13 protein-coding genes and 1 tRNA gene are annotated in these 16,196 nt (G+C 59.8%); 9 read left to right on the top strand and 5 right to left on the bottom strand.

The window, feature by feature from the left end:
- Positions 1-87 precede the first annotated feature (87 nt).
- On the top strand, positions 88-2,730 hold the full coding sequence (locus AAAX72_RS01985; RefSeq protein ID WP_349128800.1) for an ATP-dependent Clp protease ATP-binding subunit: 2,643 nt from the start codon (positions 88-90) through the stop codon (positions 2,728-2,730).
- A 214-nt stretch (positions 2,731-2,944) separates the two neighbouring features.
- Complete coding sequence (locus AAAX72_RS01980) at positions 2,945-4,402, top strand: aminoacyl-histidine dipeptidase (RefSeq protein WP_349128799.1); 1,458 nt, start codon at positions 2,945-2,947, stop codon at positions 4,400-4,402.
- Positions 4,403-4,529: 127 nt separating this feature from the next.
- On the opposite strand, the gene AAAX72_RS01975 is transcribed toward AAAX72_RS01980, so the two are convergent.
- The 3 genes from AAAX72_RS01975 to AAAX72_RS01965 form a co-directional block, all read right to left on the bottom strand.
- A complete protein-coding gene (locus AAAX72_RS01975) occupies positions 4,530-5,834 on the bottom strand; it encodes a type II toxin-antitoxin system HipA family toxin (RefSeq protein ID WP_349128797.1) in 1,305 nt (434 codons plus the stop codon).
- Positions 5,835-5,837: 3 nt separating this feature from the next.
- Entirely contained in the window at positions 5,838-6,308 is a 471-nt protein-coding gene (locus tag AAAX72_RS01970; RefSeq protein WP_349128796.1) for a helix-turn-helix domain-containing protein, read from the bottom strand.
- Positions 6,309-6,428: 120 nt separating this feature from the next.
- Positions 6,429-7,007 (bottom strand): manganese efflux pump MntP family protein, encoded by a 579-nt coding sequence (locus AAAX72_RS01965; RefSeq protein WP_349128794.1) that lies wholly within the window; start codon positions 7,005-7,007, stop codon positions 6,429-6,431.
- Between the two features lie 347 nt (positions 7,008-7,354).
- On the opposite strand from AAAX72_RS01965, the gene disA reads away from it, so the two are divergent.
- The 6 genes from disA to AAAX72_RS01935 all read left to right on the top strand — a co-directional run bounded on the left by disA (position 7,355) and on the right by AAAX72_RS01935 (position 12,843).
- Positions 7,355-8,422: a DNA integrity scanning diadenylate cyclase DisA gene (gene disA / locus AAAX72_RS01960; RefSeq protein ID WP_040359001.1), complete on the top strand. Its 1,068-nt coding sequence runs from the start codon at positions 7,355-7,357 to the stop codon at positions 8,420-8,422.
- Positions 8,422-9,150 carry a 2-C-methyl-D-erythritol 4-phosphate cytidylyltransferase gene (gene ispD / locus AAAX72_RS01955; protein WP_349128793.1) on the top strand — a complete coding sequence of 243 codons (729 nt, stop codon included), beginning with the start codon at positions 8,422-8,424 and terminating at the stop codon, positions 9,148-9,150. Before disA ends, ispD begins: the two co-directional genes overlap by 1 nt.
- Positions 9,140-9,634, top strand: coding sequence for a 2-C-methyl-D-erythritol 2,4-cyclodiphosphate synthase (gene ispF / locus AAAX72_RS01950; protein WP_006234975.1), 495 nt, complete (start codon positions 9,140-9,142; stop codon positions 9,632-9,634). The genes ispD and ispF overlap by 11 nt, the downstream gene beginning before the upstream one ends.
- A 3-nt stretch (positions 9,635-9,637) precedes the next feature.
- The gene (gene cysS / locus AAAX72_RS01945; RefSeq protein WP_349128792.1) at positions 9,638-11,104 is read left to right on the top strand and encodes a cysteine--tRNA ligase; all 1,467 of its coding nucleotides are present in this window, start codon (positions 9,638-9,640) and stop codon (positions 11,102-11,104) included.
- Positions 11,105-11,247: 143 nt separating this feature from the next.
- Complete coding sequence (gene rlmB, locus AAAX72_RS01940) at positions 11,248-12,162, top strand: 23S rRNA (guanosine(2251)-2'-O)-methyltransferase RlmB (RefSeq protein WP_349128791.1); 915 nt, start codon at positions 11,248-11,250, stop codon at positions 12,160-12,162.
- Between the two features lie 3 nt (positions 12,163-12,165).
- Positions 12,166-12,843, top strand: coding sequence for an NYN domain-containing protein (locus AAAX72_RS01935; RefSeq protein ID WP_055309418.1), 678 nt, complete (start codon positions 12,166-12,168; stop codon positions 12,841-12,843).
- Between the two features lie 27 nt (positions 12,844-12,870).
- Here the strand turns inward: AAAX72_RS01935 and AAAX72_RS01930 are convergent, their stop codons facing one another.
- A complete protein-coding gene (locus tag AAAX72_RS01930) occupies positions 12,871-14,211 on the bottom strand; it encodes a DNA-binding protein (protein ID WP_349128790.1) in 1,341 nt (446 codons plus the stop codon).
- A gap of 161 nt (positions 14,212-14,372) precedes the next feature.
- Between AAAX72_RS01930 and AAAX72_RS01925 the strand changes: the two genes are divergently transcribed.
- Positions 14,373-14,447 (top strand) — tRNA-Thr (locus AAAX72_RS01925).
- Between the two features lie 610 nt (positions 14,448-15,057).
- Here the strand turns inward: AAAX72_RS01925 and AAAX72_RS01920 are convergent.
- The gene (locus tag AAAX72_RS01920) at positions 15,058-15,903 is read right to left on the bottom strand and encodes a hypothetical protein (protein ID WP_349117326.1); all 846 of its coding nucleotides are present in this window, start codon (positions 15,901-15,903) and stop codon (positions 15,058-15,060) included.
- Positions 15,904-16,196: the final 293 nt, after the last annotated feature.

Raw genomic sequence — 16,196 nt, 5'->3', positions numbered from 1 at the left:
AACATAGACAACCTGTGGGTAAAGAGACAAAAGCGCCGCCGACGGGCGGGCGTTTTGATTTCGATGAACTCATGTAAGGAAACGAGCATGTTAGATAGATTTACCGATCGAGCGCGCAAGGTCATGTCGATGGCCAAACAGGAGGCGCTCGACCTGCATACCAACAAGGTGGGTACCGAGCATCTGCTTCTGGCGCTTGCCAAGGAGGACGAGGGCATCGCTGCCGAGGCGCTGCGCTCGCTTGATATCTCCTACGACGACATCATGGACACCCTCAAGGAGGTCCAGACCACGGTTCCCGAGCCCAGCGAGGAGACCGAGGCTGCCAAGCTTGCCTTTACGCCGCTCGTCATTAGCGTGATGGAGCGCTCCTTCCGCGTGGCGCGTGAGAACAACCAGACATATGTGTCGACCGAGCACCTGCTCATCGGCATCGTCGAAGAGGGCAACGGCATGGCCATGGATATCCTCATGCGCCTGGGTGTGTCGTCTGCTTCCATTAAAAAGGCCATCGAAAAGCTCACCGCTAAGGATCAGGACAAGAAGCGTCCGCTCGCCGGAGCCGGCGCCGGGCGTCCCGGTGCGGGCCTGCCGTTCTTTAGCGGCTCGGACGCCTCTCAGCAAAAGGGGAGTGGCACCGATACGCTCAAGCAGTTCGCCACCAACCTCACGCAAAAGGCGCGCGACGGCGAGCTCGATCCCGTGATTGGCCGCGAAAAGGAAGTCCAGCGCATGATGGAGATCCTTTCGCGCCGCACCAAGAACAACCCGCTCATCCTGGGTGACCCCGGCGTGGGTAAGACGGCCATCGTCGAGGGCCTGGCGCAGCAGATCGCTGCCGGCAATGTGCCCGAGAATCTTATGAACCAGAATATCTGGACGCTCGATCTGCCGGGTCTTGTTGCGGGTGCCAAGTATCGCGGTGAGTTTGAGGAGCGCCTCAAGAACGTGATCCAGGAGGCAACCGAAGCCGACGACGTCATCTTGTTTATCGACGAGATGCACACCATCATCGGTGCCGGTTCTGCCGAGGGTTCTATCGATGCGAGCTCCATGCTCAAGCCGGTGCTCGCGCGCGGTGCCTTCCAGATCATCGGTGCGACCACGGCCGAGGAGTTCCGCAAGTACCTCACCAAGGACCCGGCCTTTGAGCGTCGCTTCCAGACGATTGATGTCGAGGAGCCGAGTGTCGAGGACACGGTCAAAATTCTGACCGCGCTCAAGCCGCGCTACGAGGAGCACCATCACGTACGCTACACGCAGGGTGCTATCGAGGCCGCCGCGAACCTCTCCAACCGCTACATCCAGGATCGCTTCCTGCCCGATAAGGCCATCGACCTCATCGACGAGGCCGGCGCCCGCGCCCGCATCGCCGCCAACCGCGCGCCCGAGCCGGTGCGCGAGGCCGAGCATCGCGTGGAGGAGCTTAAGGCCGCCGCGCAGGAGGCCACCGAGAGCGACGACATGAACAAGGCCGCCGAGATCACCGAGCAGCAGAAGGCCGCCGAGATTGAGCTCGCCGAGGCCAAGGCTGCCTGGACCGCCGAGCTCGACGCCAGTCCGCTCACCATCGATGTGAGTCAGATCGCCGATATCGTGTCCGTGACCTCGGGCGTGCCGGTGTCCTCGCTTACCGAGAGCGAGAGCCGCCGCCTGCTGCAGGCCGAAAGCGTGCTCAAGACGCGCATCATCGGTCAGGACGAGGCCGTCGAGGCCGTTGCCAAGGCCGTGCGCCGCAGCCGCTCGCCGCTCAAGGACCCGCGCCGCCCCGGCGGCAGCTTTATCTTCCTGGGCCCCACCGGCACGGGCAAGACCGAGCTCGCCAAGACGCTCGCCGAGTATCTATTTGGCAGCAAGGACGCGCTCATCAGCTTCGACATGTCGGAGTTTGGCAGCGAGTTCGAGGTCTCCAAGCTCATCGGTAGCCCTCCGGGTTACGTCGGTCACGACGAGGGCGGCCAGCTCACCAAGGCCGTTCGTCGCCACCCGTACTCGGTCGTGCTGTTCGACGAGATCGAGAAGGCGCACCCCGACATCTTCAATATCCTGCTGCAGGTGCTGGAGGAGGGCCGTCTGACCGATAGCCAGGGCAAGACGGTCGACTTCCGCAATACGGTGATCATCATGACGTCAAACGTGGGCGCCCGCGAGATCGCGCAGGATGCGAGCGTCGGTTTTGGCACCACCGGTGAGCAAGGCCTTACCTCGAGCGAGATTAAGGGCCGTGCGATGGGCGAGCTCAAGCGCCTGTTCCGCCCCGAGCTGCTCAACCGTATCGACGACATCGTGGTGTTCCAGAAGCTTTCGGGCAAGAACCTGACCAAGATCGCGCACCTGCTGGTGGACGACCTGCGTCAGCGCCTGATCGCCAATGGCATGAATATCAAGCTCACCGATGCAGCCTACGACAAGATCGTGGCCGAGGGCACCGACCTCACCAACGGCGCGCGTCCGCTGCGCCGCGCCATCCAAAAGCTCATCGAGGACCCGCTGTCCGAGGAGCTGCTGGCCGGCGAGTGGGGCGAGGGCGATACCGTCCTGTGCGACGTGGCCGATGGCAAGTTCGTCTTTAGCCATGGCACAGGCGAGATTCCAGCGCCGCGTCCGGCAGGTGCGCTCGGGGGCGATACCGCTCCGGCAGCGCCGCACACCGGAAACGCCGCGCCTGTGAGCAGTGGCGTGAGCTCGGGCCCCGGCGGCATGATGCAAGCCGGTTCCGGCGCGCTGTAGGGCGTGGCGACAATTTGATACGCGCAATCGAGGCGCTCCGGAAAGGGCGCCTCGATTTGTAGAGCTGCGGAAGTTGTGACCGTTGCGCTATACGGTCCACCGTTAGCCGATGATGCGAGGACGCTCGGCGTTTTCGACTGGTTTATGCACGCAAAGTCTGGGAATATACAAGTCGCATGTCTTACTGTCTAACCAGTTGCGCCAAGGAGGCACCATGGACTACAAGATTACCGGCTACGAGCCCGCCCAGCTGTTCCATTTCTTTGAGGAGGTCAGCGCGATCCCCCGTGGGTCTGGCAACGAGAAGGGCATCAGCGATTTCCTGGTCGCATTTGCCAAGGAGCGCGGTCTCGACGTTTATCAGGACGAGGTCTACAACGTCATCATTCGCAAGCCCGCATCTGCCGGCGCCGAGAATGCCCCGACCGTAATGCTGCAGGGTCACATCGACATGGTGTGTGACAAGCTGGGTTCCGTCGAGCACGACTTTACGACCGACGGTATCGACTTGGTCGTCAAGGACGGTGTCCTCACCGCTAACGGCACCACTCTGGGCGCCGACAACGGTATCGCCGTCGCTCTGATGCTCACTGTTCTCGATGACGATTCGATTGTTCACCCCGCCCTCGAGTGCGTGTTCACCACCGACGAGGAGACCGGCCTGGTTGGCGCCGAGACGCTCGACAAGTCCCAGATCAGCGCCCGCACCATGATCAACCTCGACTCCGAGGAGGAGGGCGTTGCCACCGTCAGCTGCGCCGGCGGCGTCGTCGTTACCTACACCTGCCCCATCGTGCGCGAGCACAAGACCGGTAGCACCCTCACGCTCGACATTTCCGGTCTGTTGGGCGGCCACTCCGGCAGTGATATCAACCTGGAGCGCGGCAACGGAAACCTCATCATGGCCCGCATCATCGACCGCCTGATGGTCGCCGGTGAGCCCGCCATCGTCAGCTTCAACGGCGGCACCAAGGACAACGCCATCAACCGTGAGTGCAAGGCCGTTCTGGTCTATGCCGATCACGCTGCCGCCGAGGCCGCGGCCCAGATCGCAAAGGGCATCATCGCCGACGTCACTGCCGAGCTCGAGGTCTTCGACCCCGGCTTTACCTGCACCGTCGAGATTGCCGACGACGCCGAGGTCGAGGCCATGGACCAGAAGTCCGCTCTTGCCCTCATCCGCGCCCTGCGTCTTGCCCCTAACGGCGTGATTCGCCGCAACGTCGCCACCGACGGCTCCGTCGAGGTTTCCTCCAACATCGGTGTGGTTGCCACCTCTGACGACGAGGTCAAGATCATGCTGTCCCCGCGCTCCTCGATCACCTCGCTGCAGAACGAGTTCAAGGACCGCCTGCAGACGCTGGCCGATGTCCTGGGCTTTGACGCCAAGTTTGAGTTTGAGTATCCCGGCTGGAGCTATGCCGAGCATTCGCCGGTTCGCGACGTCTTTGTCGAGAGCTATCGCGAGCTCTTTGGCTCCGAGCTGCGCATCGAGTCCATTCACGCCGGCCTTGAGTGCGGCCTATTTGCCGAGGCCCTGCACGGCCTGGACGCCATCGCCGTGGGCCCGACGCTCTCCGATGTCCACACCCCGGACGAGAGCATGGAGCTCGCTTCTGCCGAGCGCTTCTACGAGCTGCTCATCGACGTCCTCAAGCGCCTTGCTGCGTAAAGGTCGCGCTAGCAGCAGTTCGAGCCACGTGCTAGCGGATTGCAAATGACATTACGAGAGGGGGCATCTGAGCTTTTGCGACGGGTGCCCCCCCTCTTTTGTTTGATAATTGCGAAATTACGGCCACCTAGTCCATTTCTGCCCTGATGAGGTCGAGGGTGCGCTGGCAGTTTTCGCGGACGGGGCCGAGCATATGCTCGCGCAGGTCCGCCATGCCGGGCAGGTCGGCGTATTCGTCCATGACCTCTTCCATGCAAATGGGCACCTCGTAGGCGAGGTCCATCATGGTTGCAAAGCAAAACTTCTCGGATAGCCCGGCATCGGTGAGCGTCGCCTCTAGCGCGGGGTCTCCCATACCGTGGTATCGGCGGATAGCACCTGGACCGATGCGCCCCACACGATTTTCGCCGCCAACGCTCATGGCAAGGCGCGCCCGGCGGCGCATGCGCTCGTATGCCAGCCCCGATGCGACATCGTACATTCGAGCCATCATGGCTGCGCCGTCGTTTCCAAGGAGCAGGGAATAGTTTTTCGCATGCGCATCCGGTGCGCCGATAATGGCGTTGAAGAACAGTATCTGCGTAAACAGATACAGGTTAAGTTGATGGTGGCTCGTATTTACGAGGAGCTCTTGAATGTCGCGTGTGGTCGGGCCGCCGTCTGCCGTGTACTTTTGGGCGGGCATCACCCCAAGTGCCTGACAGAGGTCTTCTTGATGTAGACGCCTGATCGTTCCGTCTTTGACTTTCACGCGGTCATAGCGCTCAACAATGAGGGCAGGTTCGTCCTCAAACATACGATATTCGACGTTTGCCGTTGCGATGCCGGCGCGCTGGGCGCTTTTCATGCAGACAAACTCATTGAGAGCCTCGAGTTTAAAACCGATAACGCCATTTTTGAAAATATGCGTCGTGGGCGAGGACCCCATGCATTCGCACCAGCGACCGTCCATGAGTGCGAGAGCGAACTTGCCCTGATTGCCTCCAAGTGACCAACTTTCATCTAGGCCCATCCACGATGCATTGCGGTCATCTCTGATCGACTTGAGGCGGAGAGCAATTTCGTGGTCGTCTATGGGGCGGTATTCGCCGGAGCGATGCAGGACGGCGTCGATATCTTCTTCGGCACAAAATTGCACGCCGCCCGGACAGTCGAGTCCGATACGGCTGAGTAGTGCGATGGGATTGTTGGGCCTAACGTCGAATTCCGCGGCAATCGCTTTTCGTTGGTCCTCGCTGTCGGGTAGAAGGCCAAGCAGGTACGGATTCATGACCTGTTGTCCGTATGCGCGATTCGATACGGGTATGTTGGTCGATAGGGCTGGCCCGTCATAGTCATGATCGTAGGTAAAGCTGATAAGACCGTTCTCATCTTGCGTGAGCGTTCCAGCAGGCACGCCGCAAATAATGGTCCGAAGTGATATTCTGGCCATTGGCTATTTCCCTTCGGGCTTGGTTTTGCTAGATGCGTTTGCGGCAATCGAGACTCCGAGATTGGACATGGCGAAATCGGCGAAGGCCTTGTCGTAGAGCTCGGACGTAAAGGGGGCGTCTGCAAGAACCGGAATGGCGGCGCAGCGACGGTGGCTATGAGAGGGACGTTGAGCGTGATGGCACCTGGGGGTGCTACAAGGTTGCAAATCGGCATGCGGGGCGTCGACTGGTTGCTCGTTATTCGTTTTGGCGATATCCCCTTGAGCGGCGAGCGCCAGTCCGAGAGCATTGAAGATTGCCAACAGCTTGTCGAGCCGAATGCCCGTGGCATCTCCCAGCTCGAGCGATGCGAGCAGGCGCTCCGAAACACCGGCCTTATTAGCGAGGGCGGCACGGGTGAGACCCTGAGCCTCGCGTGCCTGGCGCACGTAGATGCCAGCTTGGCGCGGTGTGGTGATGGGAAGGGTATCCACGGCGATCTCCTAACGTGCAGACTTTTGCATCATAGTATGACATGCAAAAGTCTGCATGAAAAGGCCTTATGCAAAACTCTGCATTAGGCCTCATCCGGACGTTTAGTTTTGAAGGGTGTTTTACAGCGCCAAAATCCCCAGATGCTCCAGCAAAATCTTGAGGCCGATGAGGACGAGCACGACGCCACCCACGATGGTGGCGGGCTTTTCGTAGCGCGCGCCAAAGGTGTGGCCGATCGCTACGCCGGCAACGGAGAAGACAAAGGTCGTGATGCCAATGAGCGACACGGCGGGAACGATATCGACCGAGAGCGCGGCAAACGAGATGCCCACGGCAAGCGCGTCAATCGAGGTGGCGATGGCAAGGATTAGATATTCGCCCAGGTCGATCTTTTCGGCATCCTTGCCGTCGCCTTCGTTCTCGTCCTCAGTAAAGGCTTCCCACAGCATCTTGCCGCCGATAAAGGCGAGCAGGATAAAGGCGATCCAGTGGTCGATGGGGCTGATGATGCCCATGAACTGGCTACCAAGGGCCCACCCAATTACGGGCATGCCGGCCTGGAAACCGCCAAAGAACAGGCCGAGTATCACGGCGACCTTAAGGTTGATCTTCTTCATGCCAAGGCCCTTGCAGATGGAAACGGCAAAGGCGTCCATCGAAAGGCCAACGGCGAGCAACACGAGCTCTGCGAGTCCCATAGTCTGGCTCCCTCTCTGCGGGCGGGCCCGCGTGTACCTCTTGGGGGAGTAACAAAAAAGACCCGTGGCGTACGCGTTGCGCGCACAGCCACGAGTCTCGTTCATTAAGGCAAGCCAGGCCGCATCGGCCAGTGTGTTGACTTGCCGCGCCACCGGAGGCGAACCCGATCACGCGACTACTCCCTCATTTATGCGAATCCCGATGCTACCACATAAGCAGCTCATTTGGATTGGGGCTCTCAGCTGTGTTCGCTCATTCTGTAAGCATCGGATTTTGCGGGCGTCACAGGGGCAAACCGTGAGAAACTTATTGACGTTTATGGAGCGTATACGATGGGAGCGATGCCTTGGATAAGAACGAGCTGCAAAAGCGTATGGAACAGGCCATCCGCCTGACTGCCCCTGGTCAGCCGATCCGCACCGCCCTCGACATGATCATCGCCGGTCACCTGGGCGCCCTTATCTGCGTCGGCGACACCGAAAACGTGCTCGCTGCCGGTAACGACGGCTTCCCGCTCAACATTTCGTTTACCTCGAACCGCCTGTTCGAGCTTTCCAAGATGGACGGCGCCATCGTTATCGATGGCGACCTCACCCAGATCCTGCGCGCCAACTTCCACCTCAATCCCGATCCCTCGCTCGCCACGAGTGAGACGGGCATGCGTCACCGTACTGCCGCTCGCATGTCGGTGCTCACCGATGCCATCGTGATCTCGGTTTCGGCTCGTCGCGCCGTCGTCAACGTGTACGTCCACGGCAAGAGCTACGAGATCCAGCCCGTCACCACCATCATGAGCTCGGTCAACCAGCTCGTCGCCACGCTCCAGACTACCCGTCAGTCGCTCGATCGCTCCCTGCTGCGCCTGACGGCCCTCGAGCTCGACGACTACGTCACACTCGCCGACATTACCGGTATTTTCTCGAGCTTCGAGATCATGCAGCAGGCAAAGACCGAGCTTAAGGATTGCATTGTCAAGCTGGGTAACCAGGGCAAGCTCGTGCAGATGCAGCTCGAGCAGCTCGCGGGCTCCAGCATGGATACCGAATACGACCTGATGATCCGCGACTACGCAAGCGATTCCTCCGAGGCAAACGCCGAGAAGATTCGCGCCGAGCTCGCTCGCATGACGCCTAAGGACCTGTCCGACCCGCAGCATGTGGCGGCGGTTCTGGGTTACGACGACCTGGACGAGGACTCCGTCATGACACCGCTGGGCCTGCGCACGCTTTCGCGCGTGTCCGTCGTGCGCGACGGCGTGGCCGAGAAGATCGTCGACGAGTACGGCTCGCTGCAGGAGCTCATGGATGACATCAGCGAGGATCCGGAGCGCCTGGGCGACTTTGGCGTCAACAACCCTGCCATTCTTGCGGACTCGCTGTACCGCATGAAGGGCACCAAACAGGGGAACGCATAATGGCGCCCGTATGCGCCGTGGTCGTTGCCGGTGGCAGCGGCCAGCGCTTTGGTAACCCCGGCGGCAAGCAGCTCGTTAACGTGGCGGGCCGTCCGCTCATGAGCTGGTCCATCCGCGCGTTCGATCGTAGCGACAAGGTCGGCCACATTGTAGTGGTGTGTCCTGCCGAGCGCCGTGCCGAGATGCGCCGCCTGGCCATCGACCCGTTTGACTATGACACGCCCATCAGCTTTGCCGATGCCGGCGATACCCGTCAGGATTCCACCCGTGCCGGCGTGCATGCGGTTCCGGCGGGCTTTGAATACGTCGCCATTCACGATGGCGCTCGTCCGCTCATTACGACCGAGGCCATCGACCACGCTATCGACGTGCTCGTGAACGACCGTGCTCTCGACGGTGTCGTGTGCGGTCAGCCCGCGATCGACACGCTCAAGATCGTCGACGGCGATAATATCGTCGAGACGCCGCCGCGCGAGCTCTATTGGGCAGCGCAGACGCCGCAGATCTTTAGCGTCGATGCTATGAAGCGCGCTCACGCCGCTGCTATCGCTGAGGGCTTTATCGGTACCGACGATTCATCGCTGGTCGAGCGCATGGGCGGACGCGTCCGCTGCGTCCAGAGCCCGCGCGACAACCTTAAGGTTACGGTGCCCGAGGACCTGCGTCCCGTAACCGCGATTCTGCTTGGCCGTATGGCCGAGGGAGAGGATCTTCCCCATGTTCAGTAACCTGCGCATTGGCCACGGCTACGACGTCCACCGTTTGGTGGAGGGGCGTCGATGTATCATCGGCGGGGTCGACATTCCCTACGAGCGCGGCCTGCTGGGCCACTCGGATGCCGATGTGCTCGCGCACGCCTTGGCCGACGCCATTCTGGGTGCCTGCCGCGGGGGAGACATCGGCAAGCTATTCCCCGACACCGATCCTGCCTATGAGGGCGCCGACTCGATGGTGCTGCTTGCCCGCGTGATGGACTATGCACGCGAGCTGGGCTTTGAGTTTGTCGATGCCGATTGCACCATTGCCTGTCAGCAGCCTAAGATCACCCCGCACCGCGATGCCATGCGCGCTAACCTTGCCCATGCCCTGGGCGTTGACGTCGAAAACGTGGGCGTCGCCGCTACCACGACCGAAAAGCTCGGTTGGGAAGGCCAGGGCGAGGGAATCGGCGCCTGGGCCGTCTGCCTGCTACAGAAAACCGTTAAGGAGTAACGAATGCGTATCTACAACAGCGCTACCCATAAAAAGGAAGAGTTCCAGCCCATCGAGTCCGGCAAGGTCCGCATGTACGTGTGCGGCCCCACGGTCTACGACAACATCCACATCGGCAATGCCCGCACGTTCATCAGCTTCGATGTGATTCGTCGTTGGCTCATCGCGAGCGGCTACGAGGTCACGTTTGCCCAGAACCTCACCGATGTCGATGACAAGATCATCAAGCGCGCCAACGAGCAGGGCCGCACGGCCGCCGAGGTCGCGACGGAGTTCTCGGACAAGTTCATCGGCGTCATGCGCGCCGCCAACGTGCTCGATCCCGATGTGCGCCCCCGCGCCACCAAGGAAATCGGCCCCATGATCGCCATGATCAAGACGCTCATCGAGCAGGGCCATGCTTACGCCGCCGATAACGGCGACGTGTACTTTGCTGTGCGCAGCGATCCCAACTATGGCCAGGTCTCGGGCCGCAACATCGATGACCTTATGGTTGGTGCGCGTATCGAGGAGAACGAGGACAAGAACGACCCGCTCGACTTTGCCCTGTGGAAGGCCGCCAAGCCCGGCGAGCCCAGCTGGCCGAGTCCCTGGGGCGAGGGCCGTCCCGGTTGGCACACCGAGTGCGCTGCCATGGTGCATCGCTACCTGGGCACCCCGATCGACATCCACGGCGGCGGCTCCGACCTTGCCTTCCCGCATCACGAGAACGAGTGCGCCCAGGCCACCTGCGCCTGGCACCAGGGCTTCTCCAACACCTGGATGCACACGGGCATGCTGCTGGTTGACGGCGAGAAGATGTCCAAGTCGCTCGGAAACTTCTTTACGCTGGCCGAGGTGCTCGAGCAGCACTCTGCCGCGGCCCTGCGCCTGTTGATGCTGCAGACGAGCTATCGCTCGCCGCTCGACTTCTCCTGGGAGCGCCTGGAGGGTGCCGAGAATTCGCTCACGCGTATTGCCGGTACGGTCGAGAACCTTCGTTGGGCTGCGAACCATGCGACGGCCGATGCCGATGAGGCAGCATCCGAGGCGTTTGCCGCCAAGGCCGCCGAGACCCGTGCCACCTTTAAGGAGTGCATGGACGACGACTTTAACACCGCCGGCGCCATGGGTGCTGTCTTTGGCTTTGTGACCGAGTGCAACCAGTACCTTGAGCAGGCGGGCGATGCTGCCGACAAGGCCACAGTCCTGGCTGCCGCCGATACGCTGGCCGAGCTGCTCGATACGTTTGGCGTCGAGCTTCCCGAGCCCAAGGTCGAGCTGCCGCTGGGCCTGCTGGGCGTTGCCGCTGGTTTGGTTGCCTACACGGGTGACGACGTGGACGAGGCTGCTGCCAAGATTCTCGAGGCCCGTGCCGAGGCCCGTGCCGCCAAGAACTGGGATCTGGCAGATGCCATCCGCGATCAGCTCAAGGACCTTGGGCTGACGATTGAAGATACGGCCGCGGGTACTCGTATTAAGACCCTCTAGTATTTGTCGACCGTTCGAGGTGCGGCGGATTGCCTTGAAAGAGGAGGGCATCGACCCGGTGGTCATGCCTGACGATTGAAAGGCAAGGTGCCGTGGCTCGGACGGTCGATTCTTGTTCGTTATCTATTTAAGGAGGTCGCCTTATGGCCGACAATCGCAAGCGTGCGCCTCGTGGCGGCAAGCAGGCTGCTTCTGGCTCGCGTCCGATTCGCCGCAATGACCGCGCTGCCGCTCCCAAGGGCCAGCGCGATCGCACCCAGGCCGCACGTCCGCAGCGCGATCGCAACCGCGACGCTGTCCAGGCTCCCAAGGGCGAGTTTATCGAAGGTCGTCGTGCTGCCGCCGAGGCGCTACGCACTGGTTTTCCCATCAAGTGCGCGCTCATTGTCGAGGGTGGAGAGCGCGATGCCGCCTTGTCGCGCCTGGTCGACGACCTCAACGCCGCGGGCGTCCGCATTAAGTTCGTTCCACGCGCGCAGCTCGATGCGCTGTCGAGCCATGGCGCTCACCAGGGCATTGCGCTCGAGGTTGGCAACTTCCCCTATGCCGATGTCGCCGACATCCTCGACCGCGCGGGCGACGGTCCGGCGCTTGTCGTTGTGCTCGACCATGTGACCGACGACGGTAACTTTGGCGCCATCGTGCGCTCTGCCGAGGTTGTGGGCGCAGCGGGCGTCATCATCGCCAACAAACGAGCCGCCGGCGTAACGGTGGGTAGCTACAAGACTTCTGCCGGCGCCGTTATGCATCTGCCCATCGCGCAGGTCCCCAATATCGCTCGTGCGCTCGATGACCTCAAAGCCGCCGGCTTTTGGGTGGGCGGCGCTTCCGAGCATGCCGAGGGCAGTTGCTGGGATGCTCCCTTCGAGGGCCGCGTGGCGCTCGTCATGGGCTCCGAGGGCGACGGCATCTCGCGCCTGGTGCTCGAGAAATGCGACTTTTTGACCAAGCTTCCCCAGCGCGGCATGACCGAGAGCCTCAATGTTGCTCAGGCGACCACGGCGCTGTGCTTTGAGTGGCTACGCCGCAACGCCGGCGAGCTCATGGGGGAGGAGTAACGCATGTCCAAGAAGAACCGCGCCAAGTCCAAGGCCAAGCGCTTTGGCGAGGGCTCGGCCAAGCCGATTGTTTCGGCCGCGACCTACGGCGTGGGCGGCAATGCGTTTGCGCAGGCTATCGCCGACCCAGTCTCGACGGTGCACTCCAACAAGCCCGAGCTGCTGGTGGTCGACGGTTACAACGTGATTCACTGCACGCCGCGCTACGAAAAGCTCGTCTACGACCATTCCGACGATCCGTATTCCAGCGACGTTCACGATATGGCGCGCACCGCTCTCATCAACGACGTTGCCGCGTTTGCCCAGGGCCGCTACGAGGCCGTGATCGTGTTCGACGGCGCGGGCAATATCTCCAACGAGCGCCCCAACCTGCCGGCCCGCGGCGTGCGCATCGAGTTTTCGCCGACGGGCGTCTCTGCCGATACCGTGGTGCAGAAGCTCTGCATCGAGGCACGTGAGGAAGGCCGCGCGTGCTCCGTGGTATCGAGCGACGGCACGATCCAGGCCGTCGTCATGGGTAAGGGCGTCACGCGCATCTCGAGCCGTATGCTGGTGGACGAGATCAAACAGATCGATAACGACGTTCACGAGGCAGAGGAAGCTCCGCAGATCAAGATGACTCTGGGCAGTCGCCTGAGCCCCGATGCCCTGGCCAAGCTCAAGGCCCTGCGCGGGAGGTAGGGAAGTTGGCGGGGCAATGCTGCCTCGCTAACTCCATTCAGCGATGTCGATCATTCTTTCGAGGCGCCACGTTAGCGCCTCTTTTAGATATGGCAGCCTTGCCGTGAGCGCGTCGTTTCTGGAAAGAATCTCGATTGCCTCGTCAACGAAGCCTTCGAGTTTGTCGCCGTCAAACCAGCCCATGTCCTCGACGAGCAACATTTGTTTGGCAGGGCTTGAATGAAATTGTGCGCTGGTAAAACTGTGCTCTCCCGCCCTAAGCTCCTCTAGTGATATGTTGCACCAGAGCGATGAGCCCGAATCGAAGATGGGGGCAGGTCTGCAGGCTTGCGTGTTTACGTTTCGCACGAGGCCGAAGTTGCGCCAATGACGATCGTAGTTGGCAATGATGTCGTCGCACACGATCATGCGGTCAAGGGCATCTTTGACGCCTGTCACCCCGAGCTCCTCGCAGTTTGCTACATATCGCTCGTAGTCGGTTAGCCGTTCATCTGCGTTTGCGTGCTGGTTTACATAGAACGCAGGGACATACTCTTCTTCATCAGTTAAGAAGACATCGCATATGCTCAGGGCGGAAGTGCCCGTGCCCTCGAGCGAGTAAGGCACATAATCGCAGGCGTTTAGGATGCGACGGTGGAGTGCGGTCGCCACCAGCTCGTTATAAGGTTCCTGGTCTAGGTGCGCTCCTGCCTTATGCAGAATTCGACGTTCGCCCTCGCACGTCCAGTACTTTTGAAGATTGCCGTCCGAGGTGTTATCGGGCTTTGCGGCAGCCGCTTTTCCCTCTGGGGCAAAGGGTGCAATGGACAGCGAGACGTCATCAAAGGCGTTATTGAAGAAGTTGATATCCTCCCAGGTGAGACCGGAACCTTGGGGCCTAATCCAATACTGGTCGGATAAGGAGAGACCGAGATTTCGCTGGACGAGCTCATCGGGAACATCGACTGCGGCTTCTGCAAGCAGGGAGGCTAGCCCAATGCGTGCGAGCGGGATACCGCGGCCGCGCCACCAGATGCGGAAGGAGTCTAGCGATATGGGGCTATTAGGGCCAAATACTCCAATAGGGGCGTGGGCGTAATCGATGTCGGCACCGATGTGGGTAAAGTCTTTTCGCGATGTGCTGTAGACCAGCTGAGCGACTTCGTACGTGCGGTTCATGAGGGCGAACGCGATCTCGCTCTTACCGTGGCCGCGGCGGGGACGTCCCCCCGTTTTGGTCACGGAGCGGAGTCGCGTGTCGACGCTGTCTTTGTCGATGAGCCATACACCAGAAGCCTTGCGGGCGGTCAGCGCGCCGTTCTTAATGAGCTCCTGTACCCTGCGTGGGGTGATGTCGAGTAGCTCTGCAGCTTCCTTCGTGGTCAACATCGCGAAACCCTTCGCCAGAACGAATAGTTTTATATAGCCAATTGTAATTAAAACTATTCGTTCTGACGAATGGTTTTGAGATGTGGTCGGTCGAAGGGTCTGTTGCGCCCTGTCCGCAATTCCTTTATTCTTAACAGGCTTCGCGCGAAAGCGCCAAGTGTGCCAGTGTGGCGCAACGGTAGCGCAACTGATTTGTAATCAGTGGGTTGCAGGTTCGATTCCTGTCACTGGCTCCATGAGAGTTTCGGGCTCTGTTCCCTTGTGGGACAGGGCCCGTTTCTATTTATGTCTATAAGTCAGCGGGTGTGGCGCCAACCAAGCTTCAGGTTTGTCTCGATCTGTAACACGAAGGTGCGGAAAACCGTTCTTACTGTTACAGATCGAGATGGAAGGTTGAGGATCTGTCCATTTGTTTCAATCTGTAACAGTTAGGAGGAAATAACCTGCCTAGTTGTTATAGATTGAGACAATGCAGGGGGCTAACCATTTTGGCTGGTGCTGCGCAAAAGAATCTGGTTGATGTTAGAGAAAAAGCCCCGCCCATTTGGGCGGGGCTAACAGACCTGCTCGTCTACCCCCTACGACGTCGTAACTGTAACCATTGTCATCGGGGAGGGGATCGTCGCCTGGGTTTAACAGATAGTCTTCTTCGGATTCATAAATGTTGGTTGCGGAGATACTGTTCTTGTAACCACATTCAGTGCAAACCCACGTGTACTTGTGATCATCAAAACTTGGCTGATTGCTGAGATGGGCGTTGCAACGATCGCATCACCAATCAACATCGGGAAATCTATCGCTCATATCTACACCCCTTTATCGCCAGTTGATATGAGCGATAAAAAATTACTTGTCGAGCCTGATGAGTGCCTGTTCAACGTTGCTCGTCATGTTGTTTTGCTGCGATGCGGCAAGATGGCAGGAAGTGCGAACCACACAGGTGCCAACAACCTTGTGCGAACCGGGGTCTAAGATCGAATTGCCGTCAAAGCTGCTCAAGTACTCATCGCGTTTTTTGGCATCTTTGACGTTTGCGTACACCTCGACGGCTCCGCCGGCATCGCATCCGCCGTCCACGACGGGGGTGTAATCTCCGCTAAGATACACGTCGGAAGAGTCGACCAAATCGGAATTAAAGTAGACGCATGCGGTGTAACCGCCCTGTTTGCCCAACTTATTATTTGGATCGTTGCCCTCCGAAACAGCTTCCAGTGCCGTGATGTTGGCAATGCCCGTGAGCCGTTGCAGGATGAATTGCTCTGAGGGGTTGGTCACCTGCTTGAGCTGGTCGATGCTGTCTTGAAGGTTGGATTTGGCGGTGGAAAGATCGCCGATGACGGAATCGTATTTTCCCATCTTGTCGATCTTCTTTGCCATAGTGTTTATCTCGTCGGTATTACCTGGCATTGCGGGGATATCTTCTTTGGCGGCCTGAGCTTGGGCTACCGCATTGGTCGCGGAATCAGACGTCGACGAATCATAGGGCTTATCCTTCGATTTGTTCAGTTCCTGAAGCTCTTTGATTGCGGCGTCTAAGTCATCATTGCGGCTTTGAAGTCCGTCGGCAGCGGTGTTGAAGGCCTCAACCGCTGCATTGTGCGGTATCTGGTAATTGACGTACCAGTACGCTCCGATAGCAACGATTAAGACCGCGACGACAGAGACGATGGCTGTCCTTTTCTTTTTGTCCATAATGAGTGCTCTCCTTTCCCGATATGAAAATGCTAGCGCTTTCTGGCTATTCTGCAGATGCCATGGCTTTCTATTCGGTAAACGGATTCCTCTCTTGCTGCGACATCAGTCGAATAACTGCGCGCTTGAACTGAGGCCGCCCGAAATGACGGTGGATGCGATGGGGGTGGCGAGGCGGTGCGTGACCGAGTGAGTCTACTTGCACATATGGGTATGGTGGTCGAATGGTAAGACTAAGCTGGCGAAAAGCGAACCTGGTGCTCCTTGTCGGATTGGATCGTGCCGATTTCATT

Origin of the sequence: Collinsella sp. CLA-ER-H8, assembly GCF_040092335.1 — a bacterium.
Lineage (GTDB): Bacteria > Actinomycetota > Coriobacteriia > Coriobacteriales > Coriobacteriaceae > Collinsella.
Note: the sequence above shows the minus strand (reverse complement) of the source record. Positions and strands in the feature narration are given on the sequence as shown.